This is a genomic window from Streptomyces sp. NPDC054757 (assembly GCF_053612185.1).
Window position 1 is genome coordinate 48,269 of the sequence record NZ_JBSHBW010000019.1, and the last position, 23,890, is coordinate 72,158.

Below are 23,890 nucleotides of genomic sequence, written 5' to 3' on the forward strand. Positions count from 1 at the left end.
GCAGTGCATCCCCAAGGGTGTGGATCGAGGTCCCGGAATCAACGGGCTTCGGCCACCGAGATTACGTCACGCGGGGCAGCACACGAACACCCGCGCCCGTAAACCACCCAAAGGTGAGCGGCCGCACACCGGGGGTGTGCGGCCGTCGCAGCGCCGTGTCTTGCGGCGTTTCCCAGGGCCTCTCAGGTGATTTTGACGGGGTTCACGATGTCGGCGACCAGGACGAGCAGGGTGAAGCAGACGAAGACCCCCGCGACGACGTACGCCACCGGCATCAGCTTCGCGACGTCGAACGGGCCGGGGTCGGGCCGCTTGAAGACCTTGGCCAGATTGCGCCGCAGCGCCTCCCACAGGGCTCCCGCGATATGGCCGCCGTCCAGGGGCAGCAGCGGAAGCATGTTGAAGAGGAAGAGCGACAGATTGAACCCGGCCAGCAGGAACAGCATCATCGCCAGCTGGTTCTGCGCGGGCACGTGCAGGGTCATGACCTCGCCGCCGATCCGGGCGGCACCGACCACGCCGACCGGCGAGTCGGCCTTGCGCTGACCGCCGTCGAAGGCGGCGTTCCACAGGTCCGGGATCTTGGACGGCAGCGCGACGATCGAGTCGACGCCGTTCTCCACCATGTCGCCCATCCGGCCCACCGACGCGCCGAACGACAGCGGTTTGATCTCGGTCTGCGCGGCGAAGCCGAGATAGCCGGCCGGGACGAACTTGCCGGGGACCACGTCCCCGTTGGAGTCCTTGCGGGCCACCATGTTCTTGGCGAGGTCGGCGTGCAGGGTCTGCTGCTTGCCGTCGCGTACCACGGTGAGGGTGGCCGGGCCGATGGTGTCGCGGATGTGGTCCGACAGATCGCCCCAGGTGGAGACCTTCGCGCCGTCGAATGCGACGATCTTGTCGCCCGTCTTCAGGCCCGCGGCCCTGGCCGGTGAGACCGGGTCGCCCTTCTCGCAGGTCTGGCGCTTCTCGCTCTGCGAGATCACGCACTTCTGCACGCCCGCCACCTGCGTGGTCTGTGTCTCGAAGCCGAAGGACATCGCGACCCCGACGAAGATCACCACCGCGAGGACCAGGTTCATGAAGGGACCGGCGAACATCACGATGACGCGCTTCCACGGCTTGCGGGTGTAGAACAGCCGCTCCTCGTCGCCCTCCTCCAGCTCCTCGAACGCCGCCGACCTGGCGTCCTCGACCATGGAGCGCCACGGCGAGGTGGACCGGGACTCGATCCTGCCGTCCGGACCCGGCGGGAACATGCCGATCATGCGGATGTAGCCGCCGGCCGGGATCGCCTTGAACCCGTACTCCGTGTCGCCCTTCTTCCGTGACCAGATGGTCGGGCCGAAGCCGACCATGTACTGCGGGACGCGGATACCGAAGAGCTTCGCCGTCGAGAGGTGGCCCAGCTCGTGCCAGGCGATGGAGAAGAGCAGCCCGAAGACAAAAATGACGATGCCGATGACCGTCATCACGATCGTGGTCATACGCGAGCCTCCGCTGTGGCCTTCCGGGCGAGTTCACGGGCCCGGGCGCGTGCCCAGGTCTCCGCCTGCAGGACGTCCGCGACCGTCAGAGAAGTTCCCGCACCGGGCTCGCCATGTTCGGCCACGACTGCGGTGACCGTATCCATAATCCCGTTGAAGGGCAGCTTTCCGGCCAGGAAGGCGTCGACGCTCTCCTCGTTCGCCGCGTTGAAGACGGCGGGGGCCGTGCCGCCCAGCGCCCCGACGTGCCTGGCCAGCCCGACGGACGGGAAGGCCTCGGTGTCCAGCGGGAAGAACTCCCAGCTGGACGCCTTCGTCCAGTCGAACGCGGGGGCCGCGTCCGGGATCCGCTGCGGCCAGCCGATGCCGACGGCGATCGGTCCGCTCATATCGGGCGGCGTGGCCTGGGCGATGGTCGAGCCGTCGGTGAACTCGACCATGGAGTGGACGTACGACTGGGGGTGCACGACGACCTCGATACGGTCGAACGGGACGTCGTAGAGCAGATGCGCCTCGATGACCTCCAGGCCCTTGTTGACCAGGGTCGCCGAGTTCACCGTGATGACCGGGCCCATCGCCCAGGTCGGGTGCGCCAGCGCGGCCTCCGGGGTGACATCGGCCAGTTCGGCCCTGGTACGGCCCCGGAAGGGCCCGCCGGACGCGGTGACGACCAGCTTGCGCACATCGGCGCGCTTGCCCGACGCCAGCGCCTGGAAGAGCGCGGCGTGCTCGGAGTCGACCGGGATGATCTGGGCGGGCTTGGCCAGCGCCTTCACCAGCGGGCCGCCGACGATCAGCGACTCCTTGTTGGCAAGGGCGAGGGTGCGCCCCGCGGTCAGTGCGGCGAGGGTGGGGGCGAGGCCGATGGAGCCGGTGATGCCGTTGAGCACCGTGTGGCAGTCGGACGCGGCGATTTCGGTGGCGGCCTCCGGCCCGGCCAGGATCTCCGGGAGCGGTTCGGAGCCGTACTGCGCGCCCAGCGCCTCGCGCAGTGCGGGCACGGCGTCCGCTCGGGCGACAGCGACGGTACGGACACCGAGTCGGCGCGCCTGCTCGGCGAGCAGGGCGACCCGCCCGCCGGCGGCGGAGAGCGCCGTCACCCGGAAGCGGTCGGGGTTGCGCAGCACCAGGTCGATGGCCTGGGTGCCGATGGACCCGGTCGAGCCGAGGACGACGATGTCCCGGCGTCCTTCGACGGGGTCGAAGACGGTGTGCGGGTCGGCGAGGGTGGCTGGGCTGTCGCTCATGCCCCCCATTGTTGCCGCATAAGGCGGGCGTCAGGACAGTGAGCCCCGGTTCGGGTGTGTGCGGGGTGTCCGGGCGGCGTCGCCGTGTGCGTACGGCGGCGGTTTCCCGGCGGGCACTTCACCACGAACGCCGCAGCTCCGCGAACGCCTCGTGGAAGCCGGGGAAGGTCTTCCGGACGCAGCCGGGGTCGTCGAAGGTGATGCCGGGCGTGCGCAGGCCGGTGACCGCGAAGGACATCACGATGCGGTGGTCGCCGTGGGTACGGATCAGGGCCGGCTCCGGCGCGCCCGGCCGGATCTCGATCCAGTCGGGGCCGGTGGCGGCCTCGACCCCGAGCGCCCGGAGGTTCTCCGCACACGCCTCAAGCCGGTCGCACTCCTTCACCCGGGTGTTGCCGACGTCCTCGATCCTGACCGGGCCCGACGCATACGGGGCGATCGCGGCCAGGGTCGGCATGGTGTCGGAGATGTCGCGCATGTTCACGGTGAGTCCGCCGAGGGTGCCGGGGCCGGTGACCGTGGTGCCGCTCGCGGTCGTACGGATGTCGGCGCCCATCCTGCCGAGCACCTCGACGAAGCGCAGATCGCCCTGGAGCGCGCCCGCGCCGAGGCCGGGGACGGTGACCGTCTGTCCGGTGACGGCGGCCGCCGCGAAGAAGTAGCTCGCCGTGGAGGCGTCGGGCTCGATGGCGTACTCGGTGGCGCGGTAGCCGCCGGACGGCACCGTGAACACGTTGCCCTCGCGGGCCACCGTGACGCCGAAGCTGCGCATCATCGCGAGCGTGATGCCGATGTACGGGGCGGAGACGAGGTCCGTGACGGTGATACGCAGCCCCGTGCGGGTGAGCGGGCCGAGCATGAGCAGCGCGGTGAGGTACTGCGACGACTGGCCCGCGTCGAGGGTCAGTTCGCCGCCCTCGATGCCGCGCGCGACGATCCGCAGCGGGTGGTGGCCATCCGCGCCCTCGTGGCGGAGGTCGACGCCCAGCTCCTGGAGTGCGCGGGTGAGCGGGGCCAGCGGGCGGCGGCGCATCTGGGCCGAGGCGTCGAAGCGGTAGGTGCCTCCGCCGCTGCCCGGGGAACCCGGGAACTCTCCCCTGCCCGCGGCGGCGAGGGCGGGCAGGAAGCGGGCGGTGGTGGCGCCGTCCCGGCAGTAGACGTCGGCCTCGGCCACCCCCGGCCCGGCCGGGCGCCCTTCGACCCGCCAGGCGTCCGGGCCGCGTTCCACCGCGTATCCGAGCCGGGTCAGGCCCTCGGCGAACCCCTCGGTGTCGTCGGAGACGAGAGGGCGCCGGAGCGTGGTGGTGCCGTCGGCCGCGGCGGCCAGGAAGAGGGCGCGCGCGGTCACGGACTTGGAGCCGGGGATTTCGGTCACGGTCACGGGCGGACATTCTGCCGTGCGCCCGCGACCGGGGCCTGGACGGTCCACGATCCGGCCGCGACCGGGACAGGGCGGTCCACGGTGCGCCCGTGGACCGCCCTGTGCCCGCCGTGCAGACCCGGGCCCGGGTCCGCGCCGCCCGGTTCAGCGGATGCGGCGGTGGACGTTCTCGGCGGCGGAGGGTCCGGGGGCCGCTTCCGCGATCCAGGGGCCTTCGCCCGAGGCGTCGACGATGCCCTCCTCCAGCCAGCTGTACGTCCCGGAGAGCACACCGGACACGACCTTGCGGTCCAGTTCGTCGGTGTTCGCCCAGAGCCGCCCGAAGAGCTCGTCGACCCGCAGACGTGCCTGCCGGCAGAAGGCGTCGGCCAGCTGGTACGCCTCCCGGCCGTGGTCGCCGGAGGCCCGCAGCAGCTCCGCCCGTACACACGCCGCGCTCATCGCGAAGAGCTCGGCGCCGATGTCGACGATCCGGCCGAGGAAGCCCTGCTTCGTCTCCATCTTCCCCTGCCAGCGCGACATGGCGTAGAAGGTCGAGCGGGCCAGCTTGCGGGCGTAGCGCTCGACCTGGCGCAGATGGACGGAGAGGTCGGGGTGGCCTGCCGGGTGGAAGGCGGCATAGCTGCCGGGCAGTTGGCCGGGGCCCGCGACGAGCTTCGGGAGCCAGCGGGCGTAGAACGCGGAGGCCTGCGCCCCCGCCTTCGCCTTGTCCGTCAGCGAGGTGTCGGGGTCGATCAGGCCGCCGGCGACGGAGAGATGGGCGTCGACGGCCTCCCGGGCGATCAGCAGATGCATGATCTCCGTGGAGCCCTCGAAGATCCGGTTGATGCGCATGTCCCTGAGCAACTGCTCGGCGGGGACCGGCCGTTCGCCACGGGCCGCGAGGGATTCGGCCGTCTCGAAGCCGCGTCCGCCGCGGATCTGGACCAGCTCGTCCGCGATCAGCCACCCCATCTCGGATCCGTACAGCTTGGCGAGCGCCGCCTCGATCCGGATGTCGTTGCGGTCCTCGTCGGCCATCTGCGAGGAGAGGTCCACGACCGCTTCGATGGCGAAGGTGGTCGCGGCGATGAAGGAGATCTTGGCCCCGACCGCTTCGTGCCGGCCGACGGGCCTGCCCCACTGCTCCCGCTCGGCCGACCACTCACGGGCGATTTTCAGACACCACTTGCCCGCGCCGACGCACATCGCCGGCAGCGAGAGCCGGCCCGTGTTGAGAGTGGTGAGCGCGATCTTGAGGCCGGCGCCCTCGGGGCCGATACGGTTCGCCGCGGGGACCCTGACCTGGTGGAACCGGGTGACCCCGTTCTCCAGGCCGCGCAGCCCCATGAAGGCGTTGCGGTTCTCGACGGTGATGCCCGGTGAGTCGGCCTCGACGATGAAGGCGGTGATCCCGCCCTTGCCCTCATCGGTCTTCGGCACCCGGGCCATCACGACGAGCAGGTCGGCGACGACACCGTTGGTGGTCCAGAGCTTCACCCCGTCGAGTACGTACGAGTCGCCGTCCCTGACCGCCGACGTGGCCAGCCGGGCCGGGTCGGAGCCGACGTCCGGCTCGGTGAGCAGGAAGGCCGAGATGTCGGTACGGGCCAGCCGGGGCAGGAAGGCGTCCTTCTGCTCCTGGGTGCCGAACTGCTTCAGCGGCTGCGGCACCCCGATCGACTGGTGGGCCGAGAGCAGCGCGCCGACCGCCGGGCTGGCCGAACCCACCAGCGAGAGCGCCCTGTTGTAGTAGACCTGGGTGAGACCGAGGCCGCCGTACTTGGTGTCGATCTTCATACCGAGCGCGCCGAGCTCCTTGAGCCCGTTGACCGTCTCGTCGGGGATCCGGGCCTCGCGCTCGATCAGCGCGCCGTCGATCCGGGTCTCGCAGAAGGTGCGCAGCTTCGCGAGGAAGGCCTCGCCGCGCCGGGCGGCCTCGGGGTCGGGCAGCGGATGGGGATGGATCAGATCGAGCCGGAAGCGGCCGAGGAAGAGCTCCTTGGCGAAGCTCGGTTTCCGCCAGTCCTGTTCACGGGCGGCCTCGGCGACCTGGCGCGCCTCGCGCTCGGTGACCCTGGGCTTGTCGAGTGGTGCGGTCATGAGGGGTACTCCTCACCGCGGATGTCGGGTGGACACACCTGCCCGCAGCCGGGCGGGCCAGTCATCGCTACTCGTCCGTATCTACCCCATTCCCCGCACAGCGGCCACCCCTCGGGTGCCTGAGGGGTGGCCGGGCGGGGACGGGGTGCGTCCGATCGGGTCAGGCCGGACGGAGGCCGTCCGGTGGGCCTGGCCGGGTCAGAGGGCGAGGCCCGTGAGGACCATGACCCGCTCGTAGGTGTAGTCCTCCATCGCGAAGCGGACACCCTCACGGCCCACGCCGGACTGCTTGGCACCGCCGTACGGCATCTGGTCCGCGCGGTACGAGGGGACGTCGCCGACGATCACACCGCCGACCTCCAGGGCGCTGTGGGCGCGGAACGCCGTCTGCACGTCGTGGGTGAACACGCCCGCCTGGAGCCCGTACTTGGAGTCGTTGACGGCGGCGAACGCCTCCGCCTCACCGTCGGCCCTGGTGAGGGTCAGCACCGGGCCGAAGACCTCCTCGCAGGCGACGGTGGTGTCCGCGGGGACGTCGGCGAGCACGGTCGGCGAGTAGCTCGCGCCCTCCCGGCTGCCGCCCGCGAGCAGCTTGGCACCCGCCCGTACCGCCTCGTCGACCCAGGTCTCGACCCGCTTGGCCGCGTCCTCGCTGACCAGCGGGCCGACGTCGGTGGCCGCGTCTGCGGGGTCGCCGGTGGACTGCTGGGCCACCGCGTCGACGATCTTCGGGACGAGCCGGTCGTACACCGAGGCGTCCGCGATCACCCGCTGGACCGAGATGCAGGACTGGCCCGCCTGGTAGTTCGAGAAGGTCGCGATGCGCGCGGCGGCCCAGTCGAGATCCTTCTCGGAGGCGTAGTCGGCGAGGACGACGGCCGCGCCGTTCCCGCCGAGTTCCAGGGTGATGTGCTTGCGCGGGACCGAGTCCATGATCGCGAAGCCGACCTTGTCGGAGCCGGTGAACGAGATGACCGGGAGCCGCTCGTCCTGGACGAGGGCGGGCATCTTGTCGTTGGCGACCGGCAGGACCGACCAGGAGCCCACGGGCAGCTCGGTCTCGGCGAGCAGCTCGCCGAGGACGAGCCCGGAGAGCGGGGTCGCAGGCGCGGGCTTGAGGATGATCGGCGCGCCGACCGCGATGGCCGGAGCGATCTTGTGGGCGCAGAGGTTCAGCGGGAAGTTGAACGGCGCGACGCCCAGGACCGCGCCGCGCGGGAAGCGGCGGGTCAGCGCGAGGCGGCCGGCGCCGCCCGCGTCGGTGTCGAGGCGCTGTGCCTCGCCGCCGTTGTAGCGGCGGGCCTCCTCCGCCGCGAACCGGAACACCGATACGGCGCGGCCGACTTCGCCGCGGGCCCACTTGATGGGCTTGCCGTTCTCGGCGGTGATCAGCTGGGCGATCTCCTCCGTACGCTCGACAAGACGCCGGGACACATGGTCCAGGGCGGCGGCGCGTACATGGGCGGGCGTCGCCGCGAACTCGTCGCGGACGGCGTGCGCGGCGGCGACGGCCTCCTCGACCTGCGCGTCGGTCGGGACGGCGACCGTACCGACGAGCCGGCCGTCCCAGGGGGAGGTGACATCGAAGGTGTCATCGCCGGTGGCCCGGCGGCCGGCGAGCCAGAAGGCGTGGGTGGAGGTCATGTGTTCCGGCCCTTCCGTGGTGGTGGTTGGTGTTTTCCACGGTAGGGGTCGGATGCGCCGCTGTGTTTGGCCGACGTGGAGTGGTACGGGCCACGGGGGTGCCGGAATGTCGTGGAGCGGGGGCCGCGGGCGGCAGTCCCGGCCACGGCATGGGGCGGAGGCCACGGGAGCCGGTCGGCTCGGGCGCGGGCGGAGGCCACGGGGACCGGTCGGCTTCCCGAGGTGAGCCGCAGATGGCGGTCCCGGTCACGGCATGCTGGTGGCCTTCAGTGCCAGCCAGAGCTCCATCCGTACGTCCGGATCGTCCAGGGACCGCCCGAGGATCTCCTCAACCCGCCGCATCCGGTACCGCAGGGTGTGCCGGTGGACCCCCAGGTCGGCGGCGGCCGCGTCCCACTGGCCGTGGTGGGCGAGCCAGGCGCGCAGCGACGCCACCAGGTCGCCGCGGCCGGTCTGGTCGTGCTCGTGCAGCGGACGCAGCATCCCGTCGGCGAAGGCCCGTACCGCGTCGTCGGCGAGCAGCGGCACCACGGATCCGGTGGCGAGTTCCTCGTGTTCGACCAGGACCCGGCCGCGGCGGCGGGCGACCGAGAGGGCCTGTTCGGCCTGGCGGTAGGCGGAGGCGGCGGCGATGGTGCCGGCCGGCGCCGACTGGCCGATGACGACCTGGTCGTCGTCGGCCGCCGCGCCCGTGGCACCGCCCGGGACCAGTGGCTCGGCGGGAGCCTGGCGGGCCTCGATCCGCTGGGCGTACGCCGTGCAGGCCGTGACCGCGGCCCCGCCGTCGGTGGCGAGCACGACGAGCCGCTCGCCCTCGGGGACGACGAGCACCATCTCGCCCGCGCGGGAGGCCCCGGCCTCCAGCGTCTCGGACAGCTCCTGGAGGGCCGCGGGGGTGCCCTCGGCGATGAGCAGCCGGTACGGGGCGTCGAGCAGGCCGTTGTAGAGGTCGCCCGCGACGGCCCTGGCGTGGTCCGGTTCCCCGGCGAGCAGCATCCGCAGCACGGCCGCGCCCAGCCGGTCCTCGGCCGCCCGCAGGGCCCGGGAGCGCTCGGTGGTCAGGGTGAGCAGGGCGATGGCCGAGTGCACCGCGTACCGCTCGGCGGTGCCCAGCGGTGCGGCCGTGCCGACGGCCAGCGCGCCGTGCGGGCGGCGCCCGGTGCCGAGGGACTGGAGCTCCACCCGGTCGTCGGAGCCGCCGACGACGGCGCTCGCGGGCGCCGGGCGCTCCCCCAGTCTGGCCACGTCAGGGGTGAGCCGGGCGGCCCGGCGCGCGGCCCACTCGGGGGCGGCCGACACGACGGCGCCCGCCGCGTCGTAGAGGGCGGCCCACCCGCTGACATGGGAGGCGAGGCGTGCCACGAGGTCGCCGGGGCCGTCGCCGCTCAGCGCGGCCCGGGTCAGCTCGCGCTGGGCCTCGAACCCCGCGGTGACCGAGCGGTACTGGTCAGCGGCGATGGCGGCCGACACCGCCTTGCTGATGGCGAGGAACGGGGTGCGCCGGGGCACCTCCAGGAGCGGCAGGCCCTCCTCGTCGGCGGCGGCGACCAGCGCGGGCGGGATGTCGTCGTAGTGGACCCCGACGGCGAAGCCGAGCCCGACGACTCCGGCCTTGGCGAGCCTCCGTACGTACCGCCGCATCGCCTCCTGGTCCTCGGTGTCCAGGGTCATCGCGGTGATGAGGAGGAGTTCGCCGCCCTCCATGTACGGGACGGGGTCGGCCAGCTCGCTGACGTGGGCCCAGCGCACCGGCGTCTCAAGACGGCCCTCCCCCGCACGCACGGTCAGCTTGAGCGTGGAGTGGTGGACGAGTGAGGCAAGGGTGGGCGGCATGGGGGGACCGTAGGGCCTTCTGCTGAAGAACGAGTGAGAACTGTGCCGTCCCGTATGAACGGCTCCACCGATTCTGCCAGGGCGTACGGGTCCCCGCGCCGGATCAGCCCCCCAGATCCACCAGAAGAGGGGGTGCGTGCTCCCCGCGCACGGTCGTCAGCGAGAGCACCGCATGGCCCGCGGGCACCGAATGGGCCAGGTCGGAGGCGGACCAGCGCTCGCGCTCGACCCGCCGCACGGTGACGGCGTCCGTGGTGACGGCCTTGCCCGTGACGAGTTTGCGGAAGGAGTGGATGGCCCGGGTCAGCGGCTGGTCGGCGAAGACGGTGCGCTGGGTGACATCCCTGGTCTCCACCCATTCGGTGCCCCACGCCTCGGCGAAGGACCTGCCCTCCCAGGTGGTCACCCCGGAGAACGCCATCCGGCAGCCGACCGCGCCGAGCAGCGCGGTGTGCAGCTCGTCCGGTACGTCGCTCAGGCTGCGCAGCGTGAGGACCGCTCCGGCGTGCGCGGAGCGCAGCCGCTGGATGGCGCGGACCGAGTCCGGTGTGACGGTGCGGGTGGCGTCGTCGAGGACCAGACAGGCGAAGAGCGAACGGTCGGCGCGGGCCGCGGCGCTCGCGGTGAACTGGGCGAGTACGAGCCGGGCGAGGACCCGGGACGCCTCGGCATGCGCACGTTCCGGGAGGTCGATCCTGACGCGTACGGGGTGTTCCAGCGAGCGCAGCGAGAAGGGCCTCGATGTCCCCGATGTGTCGAAGAACCCGGCGAAGGCGGGGCGGTCGAGGGAGGCGACGCGGTCGGCGAGCGCCGGTCCCGGGTCGCCCGGCGTCCCGGACTGCCGTGCGCGGGCGTCGAGTTCGCGCTGCAGGCCGAAGTGCCCGCCCGCGTCGAGCGCCTCCCGCAGGGTGGCGAGCGCGGCCGGCACGCCGTCGAGCAGCTCCCGCAGGTCGGGCACCGAGGGAAAGCGGCCGTGGGCCGCCAGATAGGGGCCGAGCAGCTGAGCCAGCGCGGTGGCCGCGCGCCTGCTGTCGACCTCCGGGAGATCGCCGGTGAACGCCTCGGCGAGTACGGCGGCGGCCTCGTCGGGGTCGGTCGCCCCGCCGTAGAGGTCGAAGTCATGGACGGACGCGGGGTCGCCGGGCTTGACCACGACGTCGTACGCCTCGTCGGGGCCGAGCTGGGTGCCGGCCGGTGCGACGGCGATCACGGCGGCCTGGCCCGCGAGCGCCTGGAGGGCGAGGGACTCCACCACCGGCCGCACCAGGTGCCGGGTCTTGCCCGCGCCGGGCGGTCCGACGGCCAGCAGCGAGGTGCCGAGCAGCTCCGGTTCGAGCGCGAGGGAACTGCCGCGCCTGGCGTACGGGTTGCGCTCCCCCGGGGCGACCGTGCCGAGCCTGACCTGGCGTACGAGGAGGTCGTGCCGGGCCGCGCGCAGCGGCAGGTCGCGGGCGCCCGAGGGGTGCACACAGGCGGCGGCGCCGGACCTGCGCACCGCTTCGGTGAAGGAGCCGAGGCGGGCCGGGTCGGCCTGGACGGAGCGCCAGGCACGCCGGATCCGGGTGTAGTCCACGTCGTTCATCCGCCCGGAGCGCACCTCGTCGGAGAGCCGGTCGGCAAGCTCGGTCAGGCCCTGGGCGCGCAGCTCGGGCCAGTCGGCCGGGCCGGGCACCGGGGGCTCCTGGGCCGCACCGGCCCTCGCCCGTGTCTGTGCCTGTTCCTGCGGGGCACGCTGCTGCGGCAGCTGCCCGGGGCGCAGCAGGGTGCGCCAGCGGCCCAGCCGGGCGAAGGGCCAGACCACGGCCAGCGTGATCAGGCCGTACAGCGTGTAGACCACGGTCGCCGCCACGACGCGGTCGCCGCCACCGGTCAGCCAGGACGACGGCAGCAGCAGGAAGACCATGTCGAGCCCCGGCAGGGTGTTCGTCCAGACGAAGATCCAGACGAGGAGGGCGAGGGCGGCGGCCGCTGTCGCGCGGGCGCGCGCTGAGCGGCCCTGGACGGCGTGCTCGAAGGCCCCGCGCCAGTTCCCGAGCCGGCCGAAGCCGTAGAGGAGGGCGCCCGCGATCAGGAAGCGGTAGACCTCCAGCGCGTTCTCGGCGCCGCGCGGTGCCGGTTCGCCCATCCGCTGGCGGCTCCACCAGTCCCCCGGCGTGAAGAGCTCCAACGGCACGCGCCAGTAAGGGATGTAGCCGTTGTTCCAGAGCGACCAGACCAGGACGCAGGCCAGCAGCGAGATGACCGCGCCGCTGAGCACGGTGCGGCCGGGCACCTGCTCGGACTCCGGGGGGCGCTCCACATGGCCGTACGCCCAGACGCCGGGCCCCTCCCGGTGGCGCGGGGCGGCCAGCCAGTCGGTGAGCACCGGGCCTGTCGTGGGTGCGTAGCCGGGCGGGGGCGGAACGGCCGGCCGCCCCGCGGGGTGCGGGACGGGTCCGGCCCCCCGGGTGGAGCGTGCGTCGTACGTGCCTTCGGTGTCCATGACCCCTGCCCCCTGACCAGCCAGGTCTGCGCTGTGTCTGCCCTGTGCGGTGCGCCTTCTGCCCTGTGCGCGGTGCGCCGCCTCAATCTAGTGCCACGTGCCCGCTGCCGGGCGTCATCACGCTGCTATGTCCGTCGCGGACAAGGACACACCCGGACCACTACCGAACGGAGCATGCCCAGCCCTTGGACGCGCCCCTAGCCTGCTGTGAGAGGAAGCGTCCGATTTCGTCCCACAGGAGCCCCCCATGACCGCTGTTCCGCAGGAGCGCCGCGTCGTCACCGCCATCCCCGGCCCGAAGTCGCTGGAACTCCAGGCCCGCCGCAATGCCACGGTCGCCGCGGGTGTCGGCTCCGTGCTGCCGGTCTTCACCACCCGGGCGGGCGGCGGCATCGTCGAGGACGTCGACGGCAACCGCCTCATCGACTTCGGTTCCGGCATCGCCGTGACCTCCGTGGGCGCGTCAGCCGAGGCCGTCGTGCGCCGGGCGTCCGCGCAGCTCGCCGAGTTCACCCACAGCTGTTTCATGGTGACCCCGTACGAGGGGTACGTCGAGGTCTGTGAGCAGCTCGCCGAGCTGACCCCGGGCGACCACGCCAAGAAGTCGGCGCTCTTCAACTCCGGCGCCGAGGCCGTCGAGAACGCCGTGAAGATCGCCCGTGCGTACACCAAGCGCCAGGCCGTCGTGGTCTTCGACCACGGCTACCACGGCCGCACCAACCTGACGATGGCACTGACCTCGAAGAACATGCCGTACAAGAACGGCTTCGGACCGTTCGCGCCCGAGGTCTACCGGGTGCCGGTGGCGTACGGCTACCGCTGGCCGAGCGGCCCGGAGAACGCGGGCGCCGAGGCGTCCGCCCAGGCCATCGACATGATCAACAAGCAGATCGGCGCGGAGAACGTCGCCGCCGTCATCATCGAGCCGGTCCTCGGCGAGGGCGGCTTCATCGAGCCCGCCAAGGGCTTCCTGCCCGCCATCGCACGGTTCGCCAAGGACAACGGCATCGTCTTCGTGGCCGACGAGATCCAGTCCGGCTTCTGCCGCACGGGCCAGTGGTTCGCGTGTGAGGACGAGGGCATCGTGCCCGACCTGATCACCACCGCCAAGGGCATCGCCGGCGGTCTGCCGCTCTCCGCGGTGACCGGGCGCGCCGAGATCATGGACGCCGCGCACTCCGGCGGTCTCGGCGGCACCTACGGCGGCAACCCGGTGGCCTGCGCCGGCGCACTCGGCTCGATCGAGACGATGAAGGAGCTGGACCTCAACGCCAGGGCCCGGCGCATCGAAGAGATCATGAAGGCCCGGCTGACCGCCATCCAGGAGAAGTACGACATCGTCGGCGACGTCCGGGGCCGCGGCGCGATGATCGCGGTCGAGCTGGTCAAGCCTGGCGGCAAGGACCCCAACCCGGAGGCGACCGCGGCTCTGGCCAAGGCGTGCCACGCGGTGGGGCTGCTGGTCCTGACCTGTGGCACCTACGGCAACGTGCTGCGCTTCCTGCCCCCGCTGGTCATCGGCGAGGACCTGCTGAACGAGGGCCTGGACCTGCTGGAGCAGGCCTTCGCAGGGGTATGACCTCCCGCAACGGTCGGGGCATGTGAAGAACGTGTGCGGGGCCGATGGCGGGATGCGGTTCCAGCTGTCGGCCCCCGTCCCTCTGCCGTACGGTTCTGACAGATGAGAGAAACACCTCGCTCACGGATGACTGTGAGCGACCCCAGGCAAGGGCCTCCCCAGCTCGCGCCTGGTCGTGCCTTCGCGCACACCACCGGAGCTTCGGGCTCCGGGTCTCCTCACCGATCGGATGGCCGCTCGCCCCACACCCCCCGGGGCGCGCGGCACACCGGTCCAGGCGGCCGCCCCGGAACTACCCCCCCTGTTCCCGGGCGGCCGGCTTCTCTCTCCCCACTGCGGCGCGTGCTGTTCTCCGCGCTCGGCTGTCTTCTCCTCTTCGCCCTGATCACCTGGCAGGTCCTGGCCCACGGACCGCTGCTGCGGCTGGATGTGCGCCTCGACCACCCCCTCGTCGGCACGGGCCCGGGGTGGCTCAGCGGCGCTCTCTCCGACCTGGGCAACACGGAGGTCGCGCTTCCGGTCCTGGTGGTGGCGATGGCGTACGCCCTGTGGCGGGGCAGCCGCCGGGACGTCCTGGTCGCCGCGGCCGCGATGGCCGCGGTGCCGGCCCTGGTGGTGCCGCTGAAGCTCTGGACGGCGCGCCCGGGGCCCCTCGACCCGTCGACCGGGTACTTCCCCTCGGGCCACTCGGCCACCGCGATGGTGGCGTACGGAGGGGCCGCGCTGCTCCTCATGCCGTACGTCCGGCGGAACTGGCCGGTGCCCGTCGCCGTAATCCTGACGGTGGCGACGGGCACCGGCCTTCTCCTGCACGGCTACCACTGGCCGCTCGACGTGCTGGGCGCCTGGCTGCTGTGCGGGGCGCTGCTGCTGGTCACTGCCAGCTGTATGCGTCGAAGCTCTTCGCGAACTCCTGATTGCTGAACAGGTCCCAGTTGACGGACCAGGCCATCAGTCCGCGCAGGCCCGGCCAGCTGCCGTGCGGGGTGTAGGAGCCGCAGTCGGTCTTCCTCGTCAGGCAGTTGAGCGCCTGGTCCACATCGGCGGCCGAGGTGAAGCCGTTGCCCGCGTTGACCGAGGCCGGCAGGCCGATGGCGACCTGGTCGGGGCGGAGCGGGGCGAACATCTTCGTGGTGTCGCCCGCGACCGGGAAGCCGGTGAGCAGCATGTCGGTCATGGCGATGTGGAAGTCGGCGCTGCCCATGGTGTGGTACTGGTCGTCGAGTCCCATGATCGGGCCCGAGTTGTAGTCCTGGACGTGCAGCAGCGTCAGATCGTCGCGCAGCGCGTTGATCACCGGCAGATAGGCGCCCGCGCGGGGGTCCTGGCCGCCGAACGGGCCGGATCCGTAGTACTGGTAGCCGAGCTGCACGAAGAAGGTCTCGGGCGCCATGGTCAGGACGAACTTGTCGCCGTACTTGGCCTTGAGCGTCTTCAGCGCCGAGATCAGATTGACGACGACCGGGGTGGTGGGGTTCCGGAAGTCCGTGTCACCGGTGTCCAGCGAGAGCGAGTGGCCCTCGAAGTCGATGTCCAGGCCGTCGAGCCCGTACTCGTCGATGATCTTCGAGACGGAGGCGACGAAGGTGTCACGGGCGGCCGTGGTGGTGAGCTGCACCTGGCCGTTCTGGCCGCCGATGGAGATCAGCACCTTCTTGCCTGCCGCCTGCTTGGCCTTGATCTCGGCCTTGAACGCGTCGGCCGACTCGACACCCGGGCACTCGGACACGGGGCAGAGGTTGAAGCGGATGTCGCCGGACGTGGGGGATGTCGGCTCACCGAAGGCCAGGTCGATCACGTCCCAGGAGTCGGGGACGTCGGCCAGCTTGGTGTAGCCGGAGCCGTTGGCGAAGCTGGAGTGCAGATAGCCCACCAGGGCGTGCGCGGGCAGGGCCGCGCCCGCCGCCGGAGCGGCGGCCTGGGAGGTCTGCGCGGTGCCGGCGAGTGCGCTCATCGCGAGCGCGGCCGTGGCGAGCATGGCCAGAAGTCTTGGGCGTTTCACAACTGCCTCCGGACATGGGGGGATTGGAGGGTGGAGCGCGGCCCAACATGGTCCAGACCAATAAGACTGTCAAGGCTTCACACATCGCCCCACCCCTCCCCGGCGGTGGTTCAGACCAGTCCGTCACCAATGTCGCCCGCCCGCAGCGCCGCGGCCTCGTGCAGCGCCAGTTCGAGGACTGCCGGATCGGTGAGCGTCCCCTCGGCGTCGGGCGGAACGAGCCAGCGCACCCCGCCGGCCCCCCGGCCCGGACCCGGCACCACGATCCAGGTACCGCGGCCGGCGCCCCGTACGCCCGTGCCGATCCAGCGTCCGGCCGTCCCCGGCGGTACGAAGAAGCCCATCCTGGCCTCACCGAAGTCCGCGAGGACCGGCCCCGGCCGGTCGATGAGCCGGCACAGCACGTCCAGGGCCGGATAGCCCAGCTCCCCCGGGACGATGAGCACGTCCCAGCGCACTCCGGCGGGCAGGAGCGCCACCCCGTGGGGATCGCGCTCCCACGCCCGCCTGCACGCGCCGGGATCCGGCGAAACCGAAGCGAGCCACTCCACTGCGTTCCTTGCCCCCGAGCCTGCCATCGCCCGGCCTCCATTCGTGTACGCGGAAATCCTGCGTGCACGGGGAGAGAGCGGGGGCGGGGCACTTCATGACGCGGGTTCGGGCATCCGGCAGGAGTGAGCTGGGTCACAGTCCGGCCGCACCGGGCAAGTCGCGGCCGGTCCGGTGCGGCCAGGCAGGGGCGGCCGGTCCGGTGCGGTCCCGGATCAGGAGTCGAAGCCGAGCCCCAGCCGGTCCATCGACCTCAGCCAGAGATTCCGCCGGCCGCCGTTCTCGTCGGCCCGCGCGAGCGACCACTTGGTCAGCCCGATACCGGCCCAGGCGAAGGGTTCCGGCGGGAACGGCAGCGGCTTGCTCCGCACCATCTCCAGACGGGTGCGCTCCGTCTCGGCGCCCGAGAGCAGATCGAGCATCACATCGCCGCCGAAGCGGGTGGCGCCGACGCCGAGACCGGTGAAGCCGGCCGCATAGGCGACCCGGCCGCCGTGCGCCGTACCGAAGAAGGCCGAGAACCGCGAGCAGGTGTCGATCGCACCGCCCCACGCGTGGCTGAAGCGGACCCCCTCCAGCTGCGGGAAGCAGGTGAAGAAGTGCTCGGCGAGGGTCAGATAGGTGGCGGGGCGCTGGTCCAGTCCGGCGCTGAGCCTGCCGCCGTACGGATAGATCGCGTCGTAGCCGCCCCACAGGATGCGGTGGTCGGCGGTGAGCCGGAAGTAGTGGAACTGGTTGGCGCTGTCCCCGAGTCCCTGCCGGCCCCGCCAGCCGACCGACGCCAGCTGCTCATCGGTGAGCGGCTCCGTCATCAGCGCGTAGTCGTAGACCGGCACGGTGTACGACCGCACCCGCCTGACCAGCGAGGGGAAGATATTGGTGCCCAGCGCCACCTGACGGGCGAAGACCCTGCCGTACGGGGTGCGGACGGCCATGCCCGGCCCCGAGCGCGCCAGGTCCAGGGCGCGGGTGCGCTCGTACATCCGCACCCCGAGTCCCAGGCAGGCCCGCTTGAGCCCCCAGGCCAGCTTGGCCGGGTGCAGCATCGCGACGCCCCGCCGGTCCCAGAGCCCGGCGAGGAAGGTCGGTGAGTCCACCTCGGCGCGCAGGGCGTCCTGGTCGAGGAAGTCCAGCCCCTCGAAGCCGAGTTCGGTGGTCTCCCGGTGCCAGTCGCGCAGTTCGTCGGCCTGGTGGGGCCGGGTGGCGACGTCGATCTCACCGGTCCGTTCGAAGTCGCAGTCGATCCCGTACCGGGCGACGGCCTCCTCGATGGCGTCGAGGTTGCGCGCGCCCAGCCGCTCCAGCTGCCTGATCTCGTCCGGCCAGCGTTCGAGTCCGTTGGCCAGTCCATGGGTCAGGGACGCGGCGCAGAACCCGCCGTTGCGGCCGGAGGCGGCCCAGCCCACCTCATGGCCCTCGACGAGGACGACATCGAGGCCGGGGTCGCGCTCCTTGGCGAGCAGCGCGGTCCACAGTCCGCTGTAGCCGCCGCCGACGACGAGCAGGTCACAGCTGACGTCCCCGGTGAGGGCGGGCAGGACAGCCGGCTTGCCGGGATCCTCCAGCCAGAACGACACCGGCTCGGCGTCGGCGAGCGATGCGGCGAGTGATGCGGCACGGGCACGGGTCATGGCAGCTGGGGCCATGGGTTCCACTCCTTCGGGTCCTGCTCGGTGCGAGGTCCTGCTCAGTACGTACGTCCGGCTCAGTACGTACGTCCTGCTCAGCGCGGTGCGCTGTTCTTCCGGCGGCTGCTGATGAGCTGGCCGCCGAGTACCACCAGCACCGCGATGACGAACATCGCCGTGCCGATGACGTTGATCTGTACAGGGGTACCGCGCTGCGCCGATCCCCAGACGTACATGGGGAAGGTCACGGTCGACCCCGCGTTGAAGTTGGTGATGATGAAGTCGTCGAAGGAGAGCGCGAAGGCGAGCAGGGCGCCCGCCGCGATCCCGGGTGAGGCGATCGGCAGGGTGACCCGCAGGAAGGTCTGCACCGGGCTCGCGTAGAGATCGCGCGCGGCTTCCTCAAGGCGGGGGTCCATGGACATCACCCGGGCCTTGACGGCGGTGACGACGAAGCTCAGGCAGAACATGATGTGCGCGATCAGGATGGTCCAGAAGCCCAGCTGGGCACCCATGTTGAGGAACAGGGTGAGCAGTGATGCGGCCATCACGACCTCGGGCATCGCCATCGGCAGGAAGATCAGCGAGTTGATCGCGCCGCGCGCCCGGAACCGGTAGCGCACCAGCGCGAAGGCGATCATCGTGCCGAGCACGGTGGAGCCGATGGTCGCCCAGACGGCGATCTCCAGCGAGAGGTTGAGCGAGCCGCACATGTCGGCGACCCCGCAGGGGTCCTTCCAGGCGTCCAGCGAGAACCGCTGCCAGGTGATGTTGAAACGCCCGTTGGGCTTGTTGAAGGAGAAGACCATCACGACGACGTTGGGCAGGATCAGATAGGCGAGCGTGAGCAGGCCCGCGATGGTCACGAGGTGGCGGCGGAGCCGGCGCGTCGGGTTCCTCAGCATCAGACCAGGTCCTCCGTGCCGGCTCGGCGGATGTAGACGGTGACCATGATCAGCACGATCGCCATGAGGATGAAGGAGAGCGCGGCCGCCGTCGGATAGTCGAGCACCCGCAGGAACTGCGACTGGATGACGCTGCCGACCATCTTGGTGTCGGTCGAGCCGAGCAGTTCGGAGTTGACGTAGTCACCGGCCGCCGGGATGAAGGTGAGCAGGGTGCCGGAGACGACCCCCGGCATGGAGAGCGGGAAGGTGACCTTGCGGAAGGTGGTGGCCGGGGTGGCGTAGAGGTCGCCCGCCGCTTCGTGCAGCCGTCCGTCGATCCGCTCCAGCGAGGTGTAGAGCGGCAGGATCATGAACGGCAGGAAGTTGTAGGTGAGTCCGCAGACCACGGCCATCGGGGTGGCCAGCACCCGGCTGCCGTCGGTCCAGCCGAGCCAGCTGGTCACGTCCAGGATGTGCAGGGTGTTCAGGGCCCCCACGACCGGGCCGCCGTCGGCGAGGATCGTCTTCCAGGCGAGGGTACGGATCAGGAAGCTGGTGAAGAACGGCGCGATGACCAGGATCAGCACCAGATTGCGCCAGCGGCCCGCCTTGAAGGCGATGAGGTACGAGAGCGGATAGCCGAGCAGCAGACACAGGACCGTCGCCGTGCCCGCGTACAGCAGGGAGCGGATGAACTGCGGGTAGTACTCGTGCAGCGCGTCCCAGTACGTCTGGAAGTGCCAGGTGACCTGGAAGCCGTCCTCCAGCGAACCGGTCTGCACGGAGGTCGAGGCCTGGTAGATCATCGGCAGGGCGAAGAAGACCAGCAGCCAGATGATGCCGGGGAGCAGCAGCCAGTACGGTACGAGCCGCTTGCGGACCGGGGGCCTGCGTACGGCGCCCGCCTCTGCCGCCGGGGTCTCGGCGGGCGGGGCCTCGGTGACGCTCACGCGGCCTCCTCGGTCCCGGTCGGCTTACCCGCGTCGACCGCCTGGTCCGCGCCGAGTCCGAACGAGTGCGCGGGGTTCCAGTGCAGGACGACGTCCGCGCCCGGGGAGAGCCGTGCGTCGCGCTCGATGTTCTGTACGTAGACCTCCAGGCCGGCGCAGACGGGGCTGTCGATGACGTACTGCGTGGAGACCCCGATGAAGCTGGAGTCGGCTATGCGGCCGGTGACGCGGTTGCGCCCCTCGGCTATCTCCGCGGCGTCGTCCGCGTGCACCAGGGCGATCTTCTCGGGGCGTACGCCGACGAGCAGCCTGCCACCGCTGCGGGTGGCGGCCGTACACCGGTCGGCGGGCAGCCGGAGCTTGGCCCCGGAGGCCAGGACGGTGATGTCGGAGCCGGCTTCGACGACCTCGGCCCCGATGAGGTTGGAGGTGCCGAGGAAGTTCGCGACGAAGGTGGTGTGCGGGTTCTCGTAGAGCTCGGCGGGGGCGCCCAGCTGCTCGACCCGGCCGCCGTTCATGACCGCGACGGTGTCGGCCATAGTCATGGCCTCCTCCTGGTCGTGGGTGACATGGACGAAGGTGATGCCGACCTCGGTCTGGATGCGCTTGAGCTCCAGCTGCATCTGACGGCGCAGCTTGAGGTCGAGGGCGCCGAGCGGCTCGTCGAGCAGCAGCACCTGGGGGTGGTTGATGAGCGCCCTGGCGACGGCGACGCGCTGCTGCTGGCCGCCGGAGAGCTGGTGCGGTCTGCGGTGCGCGAAGTCGCCGAGCTGGACGAGGTCGAGCATGTCGCCGACCTGCTTCTTGACGGACTTGATGCCGCGCCTGCGCAGCCCGAAGGCGATGTTCTCGGTCACGTCGAGGTGCGGGAAGAGCGCGTACGACTGGAAGACCGTGTTGACGGGGCGTTTGTACGGGGGCAGGTCGGTGACGTCCCGGTCACCGAGCCGTACGGTGCCGGTCGTGGGGTCCTCCAGGCCGGCGATCATCCGCAGGGTGGTGGTCTTGCCGCAGCCGGACGCGCCGAGGAGCGCGAAGAAGGAGCCCTGCGGGACGGTCAGGTCCAGCGGGTGCACCGCGGTGAAGGACCCGTAGGTCTTGCTGATCCCGGCGAGACGGACGTCGCCGCCTTCATTCGTCTGTGTCATGGATACGGTCCCGGGGGGTTCGTGGGAACAGAGGGAGTGCGGAAGGGGGTCGGGCTGAGGGGGAACGCTGGGAACGGGCGCGGGACGGTCGCGGGGCCGGGTCAGGACCCGATGAGCCGGGCGAACTTCTCCTCGTACGCCGTCTCCTCCTTGCTGGTGAGCGAGCGGAAGGCGTGCGACCGTGCGGCCATCTCCTTGTCGGGGAGGATCAGCGGGCTGGCCGCGAGCTTGGGGTCGATCTTCGCGAGCTCCGGGCGGATGCCGTCCACCGGGGAGAGGTAGTTGGTGTACGCGGTGAGCTTCGCGGCGACGGCCGGCTCGTAGTAGTAGTCCATCAGGCGCTCGGCGTTGGAGGGGTGCCGGGCCTTCGCCGGGATCATCATGTTGTCGCTGGACGTCATGTAACCGGCCGCGGGGATGACGTACTTGACGTGCGGGTTGTCGTTCTGGAGCTGGGTGATGTCACCGCCCCAGGCGACACAGGCGGCGATGTCGCCCTTGTCCAGGTCACTGATGTAGTCGTTGCCGGTGAAGCGGCGTATCTGCTTGCTGTCGACGCCCTTCTGGAGGCGGCCGATCGCGGCGTCGTAGTCGGCGTCGGTGACCTTCGCCGGGTCCTTGCCCATGTCGAGCAGCGTCATCCCGACCGAGTCGCGCATCTCCGAGAGGAAGCCCACCCGCCCCTTGAGCCGCGGGTCGTCGAGCAGTTGCGTGACGGAGTCGACCTTGCGGCCGCCGGTCGCCTTCGTGTTGTAGGCGATGACGGTGGGGACGCCGGCCCAGGGGTACGAGTAGGCGCGGCCCGGGTCCCAGTCGGGGGAACGGAACTGTGCGGAGAGGTTCGCGTACGCGTGCGGGAGCAGCGACGAGTCCAGCCGTTCCACCCAGCCGAACCGGATCAGCCGGGCGGCCAGCCAGTCGGTGAGGATGATGATGTCCCGTCCGGTGTCCTGGCCGGCCGCGAGCTGCGGCTTGATCTTGCCGAAGAACTCGACGTTGTCGTTGATGTCCTCGGTGTACTTGACCTTGATCCCGGTGCGCCTGGTGAACGCCTCCAGGGTGGGCCGGTGCTTCCCGTCGTCGGTGACATCCACGTACTCGGTCCAGTTGGAGAAGTCGATCACCTTCTCGGCTGCCGAGTGGTCGGTGGAGGCCGGGGCCGCGCCGTCGCGCTTGGCCGCGGGGATGCCGCAGCCGGTGAGAGCGGCCAGGCCGCCGAGTGCGAGGGCGCCGCCTCCGGTGGCGCGCAGCAGCGACCTGCGGGCGACGGGTCCGCCGCGCGCGGCGAGGGTGCGGCGCGCGGCGGCCAGCTGGGCCGGGGAGAGACGGTCGGGCTCGAAGTGCTCCATGGGCTCGGTGCCCTTTCTTTATCGGTCCCCGAAGATCGTGCGGTGCCAGTCCTTGCGGGCCACCGCTGTGTTGTCGTACATGACGTGCTTGACCTGTGTGTACTCCTCGAACGAGTACACGGACATGTCCTTGCCGAAGCCGCTTGCCTTGTAACCGCCGTGCGGCATCTCGCTGATGATCGGGATGTGGTCGTTGACCCACACACAGCCGGCCTGGATCTCGCGGGTCGCCCGGCCGGCCCGGAAGACGTCCCGGGTCCAGGCGGAGGAGGCGAGTCCGTAGGGGGTGTCGTTGGCCAGGGCGATGCCTTCGTCGTCGGAGTCGAAGGGCAGCACGACCAGGACCGGGCCGAAGATCTCGGCCTGGGCGATCTCGCTGTCCTGGGCGGCGTCGGCGATCAGGGTCGGGAGGTAGTAGGCGCCGTCGTTCGCGGGCGCCGCACCACCGGTGACCACCCGGGCGGTGTCCCTGGCGCGGTCCACGAAGGCCGCGACCCGGTCGCGCTGGGCGTGGCTGATCAGCGGGCCCAGGTCGGTCGACTCGTCGAAGGGGTCGCCGAGCCGGACGGTGCCCATCAGGTCGGCGACGCCCTGCACGAAGGCGTCGTACAGCGGGCGCTGGACATAGGCACGGGTGGCGGCCGTGCAGTCCTGGCCGGTGTTGATGAGCGAGCCCGCGACGGCGCCCTGCACGGCGGCTTCGAGGTCGGCGTCGTCGAAGACGAGGAAGGGGGCCTTGCCGCCGAGTTCGAGGTGGATCCGCTTGACGGTCGCGGTGGCGACCTCGGCGACGCGCTTGCCGACCGGCGTCGATCCGGTGAAGGAGGTCATGACCACGTCCGGGTGGCCGACCAGATGCTCGCCCGCCACCGCGCCGAGGCCGTTGACGATGTTGACGACCCCGTCGGGGATGCCCGCATCGGTCGCGGCCTGCGCGAACATCAGGGAGGTCAGCGGGGTGATCTCGGCGGGCTTCAGCACGATGGTGTTGCCCGCGGCGATGGCAGGCAGGACCTTCCAGGCGGCCATCTGGAGCGGGTAGTTCCAGGGGGCGATGGAGCCGACCACGCCGATCGGCTCACGGCGTACGTAGGAGGTGTGGTCCCCGCTGTACTCACCGGCCGACTGGCCCTGGAGGTGGCGGGCGGCGCCCGCGAAGAAGGAGGCGTTGTCGACGGTGCCCGGTACGTCGAACTCACGGCTCAGCCTGACCGGCTTGCCACACTGGAGGGACTCCGCGTACGCGAACTCACCGGCGCGCTCGGCGAGCACGGCGGCGAAGCGGTGGAGTGCGTCGGAGCGCTCGGCGGGGGTGGCCCCGGCCCAGCCGGGGAAGGCCGCGCGGGCCGCCGCGACCGCGGCGTCGACATCGGCGGTGCCCGCGAGGGCGTAGCTGAAGACCACCTCACCGGTGGCGGGGTTCACGACGTCCTGGGTCCGCCCTGACGTACCGGGGCGCAGCTGCCCGCCGATGTACTGTGCGCCGCCCGCGAAACGGTCCCGCACCTGGAAGCTGTTGACCATCGTGCTCTCTCCGTAGCTCAAGCTCGAATTGAGTGCCGATCCTGGCAGAGCCATAGTTCATCAACAAGTGATTCCGTTGTTTCCTTTTGGTTACGCAACGGAATCGGTCGACCATGTG

Annotated in this window: 16 protein-coding genes and 1 pseudogene; 2 read left to right on the forward strand and 15 right to left on the reverse strand. The window is 71.2% G+C overall.

Annotation, left to right across the window (positions count from 1 at the left end; all coding sequences use genetic code 11):
• Positions 1 to 182: 182 nt before the first annotated feature.
• The 7 genes from ACWGKJ_RS22055 to ACWGKJ_RS22085 all read right to left on the reverse strand — a co-directional run bounded on the left by ACWGKJ_RS22055 (position 183) and on the right by ACWGKJ_RS22085 (position 12,156).
• The gene (locus tag ACWGKJ_RS22055; protein WP_385032749.1) at positions 183 to 1,487 is read right to left on the reverse strand and encodes a M50 family metallopeptidase; all 1,305 of its coding nucleotides are present in this window, start codon (positions 1,485 to 1,487) and stop codon (positions 183 to 185) included.
• The gene (dxr, locus tag ACWGKJ_RS22060) at positions 1,484 to 2,743 is read right to left on the reverse strand and encodes a 1-deoxy-D-xylulose-5-phosphate reductoisomerase (RefSeq protein ID WP_385032746.1); all 1,260 of its coding nucleotides are present in this window, start codon (positions 2,741 to 2,743) and stop codon (positions 1,484 to 1,486) included. Before dxr ends, ACWGKJ_RS22055 begins: the two co-directional genes overlap by 4 nt.
• A gap of 109 nt (positions 2,744 to 2,852) precedes the next feature.
• Complete coding sequence (gene aroA, locus ACWGKJ_RS22065; protein WP_385032743.1) at positions 2,853 to 4,115, reverse strand: 3-phosphoshikimate 1-carboxyvinyltransferase; 1,263 nt, start codon at positions 4,113 to 4,115, stop codon at positions 2,853 to 2,855.
• 144 nt (positions 4,116 to 4,259) lie between these two features.
• On the reverse strand, positions 4,260 to 6,197 hold the full coding sequence (locus tag ACWGKJ_RS22070) for an acyl-CoA dehydrogenase family protein (protein WP_385033582.1): 1,938 nt from the start codon (positions 6,195 to 6,197) through the stop codon (positions 4,260 to 4,262).
• Positions 6,198 to 6,395: 198 nt separating this feature from the next.
• Positions 6,396 to 7,841, reverse strand: a complete 1,446-nt coding sequence (locus ACWGKJ_RS22075; RefSeq protein ID WP_385033585.1) for an aldehyde dehydrogenase family protein — start codon at positions 7,839 to 7,841, stop codon at positions 6,396 to 6,398.
• Between the two features lie 246 nt (positions 7,842 to 8,087).
• Positions 8,088 to 9,674 carry a PucR family transcriptional regulator gene (locus tag ACWGKJ_RS22080; RefSeq protein ID WP_385033588.1) on the reverse strand — a complete coding sequence of 529 codons (1,587 nt, stop codon included), beginning with the start codon at positions 9,672 to 9,674 and terminating at the stop codon, positions 8,088 to 8,090.
• A 103-nt stretch (positions 9,675 to 9,777) separates the two neighbouring features.
• Positions 9,778 to 12,156 carry a type IV secretory system conjugative DNA transfer family protein gene (locus ACWGKJ_RS22085; protein WP_385033591.1) on the reverse strand — a complete coding sequence of 793 codons (2,379 nt, stop codon included), beginning with the start codon at positions 12,154 to 12,156 and terminating at the stop codon, positions 9,778 to 9,780.
• Between the two features lie 247 nt (positions 12,157 to 12,403).
• Between ACWGKJ_RS22085 and gabT the strand changes: the two genes are divergently transcribed.
• Entirely contained in the window at positions 12,404 to 13,735 is a 1,332-nt protein-coding gene (gene gabT, locus ACWGKJ_RS22090) for a 4-aminobutyrate--2-oxoglutarate transaminase (RefSeq protein WP_385033594.1), read from the forward strand.
• A 342-nt stretch (positions 13,736 to 14,077) separates the two neighbouring features.
• On the forward strand, positions 14,078 to 14,659 hold the full coding sequence (locus ACWGKJ_RS22095) for a phosphatase PAP2 family protein (RefSeq protein WP_453315798.1): 582 nt from the start codon (positions 14,078 to 14,080) through the stop codon (positions 14,657 to 14,659).
• Here ACWGKJ_RS22095 and ACWGKJ_RS22100 read toward each other — a convergent pair.
• The 8 genes and pseudogenes from ACWGKJ_RS22100 to ACWGKJ_RS22135 form a co-directional block, all read right to left on the reverse strand.
• Positions 14,610 to 15,635: pseudogene (locus ACWGKJ_RS22100) on the reverse strand (chitinase); the annotation flags it as partial. The gene ACWGKJ_RS22095 and the pseudogene ACWGKJ_RS22100 overlap by 50 nt on opposite strands.
• 212 nt (positions 15,636 to 15,847) lie before the next feature.
• Entirely contained in the window at positions 15,848 to 16,315 is a 468-nt protein-coding gene (locus ACWGKJ_RS22105) for a bifunctional DNA primase/polymerase (protein WP_385029676.1), read from the reverse strand.
• A 186-nt stretch (positions 16,316 to 16,501) separates the two neighbouring features.
• Entirely contained in the window at positions 16,502 to 17,932 is a 1,431-nt protein-coding gene (locus ACWGKJ_RS22110; RefSeq protein ID WP_385029679.1) for an NAD(P)/FAD-dependent oxidoreductase, read from the reverse strand.
• Between the two features lie 77 nt (positions 17,933 to 18,009).
• Positions 18,010 to 18,819: an ABC transporter permease gene (locus tag ACWGKJ_RS22115; RefSeq protein WP_385029682.1), complete on the reverse strand. Its 810-nt coding sequence runs from the start codon at positions 18,817 to 18,819 to the stop codon at positions 18,010 to 18,012.
• Entirely contained in the window at positions 18,819 to 19,751 is a 933-nt protein-coding gene (locus tag ACWGKJ_RS22120) for an ABC transporter permease (RefSeq protein WP_385029685.1), read from the reverse strand. Before ACWGKJ_RS22120 ends, ACWGKJ_RS22115 begins: the two co-directional genes overlap by 1 nt.
• Positions 19,748 to 20,899 (reverse strand): ABC transporter ATP-binding protein, encoded by a 1,152-nt coding sequence (locus ACWGKJ_RS22125; protein ID WP_385029688.1) that lies wholly within the window; start codon positions 20,897 to 20,899, stop codon positions 19,748 to 19,750. Before ACWGKJ_RS22125 ends, ACWGKJ_RS22120 begins: the two co-directional genes overlap by 4 nt.
• Before the next feature lie 101 nt (positions 20,900 to 21,000).
• Entirely contained in the window at positions 21,001 to 22,248 is a 1,248-nt protein-coding gene (locus tag ACWGKJ_RS22130) for a polyamine ABC transporter substrate-binding protein (protein WP_385029691.1), read from the reverse strand.
• 18 nt (positions 22,249 to 22,266) lie between these two features.
• Positions 22,267 to 23,772: a gamma-aminobutyraldehyde dehydrogenase gene (locus tag ACWGKJ_RS22135; protein WP_385029748.1), complete on the reverse strand. Its 1,506-nt coding sequence runs from the start codon at positions 23,770 to 23,772 to the stop codon at positions 22,267 to 22,269.
• Between the last annotated feature and the right edge of the window lie 118 nt (positions 23,773 to 23,890).